2 tRNA genes and 1 rRNA gene are annotated in these 647 nt (G+C 47.0%); all 3 read left to right on the forward strand.

The features are described 5' to 3' along the window. Positions 1 to 108, forward strand: a 16S ribosomal RNA gene (locus JBE38_RS27520); the annotation flags it as partial. 82 nt (positions 109 to 190) lie between these two features. Then, positions 191 to 267 (forward strand) — tRNA-Ile (locus tag JBE38_RS27525). 30 nt (positions 268 to 297) lie between these two features. After that, positions 298 to 373, forward strand: a tRNA-Ala gene (locus JBE38_RS27530). Positions 374 to 647: the final 274 nt, after the last annotated feature.

Below are 647 nucleotides of genomic sequence, written 5' to 3' on the forward strand. Positions count from 1 at the left end.
GTAGCTAGTCTAACCTTCGGGAGGACGGTTACCACGGTGTGATTCATGACTGGGGTGAAGTCGTAACAAGGTAGCCGTAGGGGAACCTGCGGCTGGATCACCTCCTTAATCGACGACATCAGCTGCTTCATAAGCTCCCACACGAATTGCTTGATTCATTGAAGAAGACGATAAGAAGCAGCCCGAAATTGGGTCTGTAGCTCAGTTGGTTAGAGCGCACCCCTGATAAGGGTGAGGTCGGCAGTTCGAATCTGCCCAGACCCACCAATTTTGTGTGGGAAACGCCTGTAGAAATACGGGGCCATAGCTCAGCTGGGAGAGCGCCTGCCTTGCACGCAGGAGGTCAACGGTTCGATCCCGTTTGGCTCCACCACTACTGCTTCTGACGTTTAAAGCTTAGAAATGAGCATTCCATCAAAGTGATGGTGAATGTTGATTTCTAGTCTTTGATTAGATCGTTCTTTAAAAATTTGGGTATGTGATAGAAAGATAGACTGAACGTTACTTTCACTGGTAACGAATCAGGCTAAGGTAAAATTTGTGAGTTCTCTTAGTTGAGAAATTCGAATTTTCGGCGAATGTCGTCTTCACAGTATAACCAGATTGCTTGGGGTTATATGGTCAAGTGAAGAAGCGCATACGGTGGA

The sequence above is a fragment of the Pseudomonas sp. ICBG1301 genome (genome assembly GCF_016918385.1).
GTDB lineage: Bacteria > Pseudomonadota > Gammaproteobacteria > Pseudomonadales > Pseudomonadaceae > Aquipseudomonas > Aquipseudomonas palleroniana.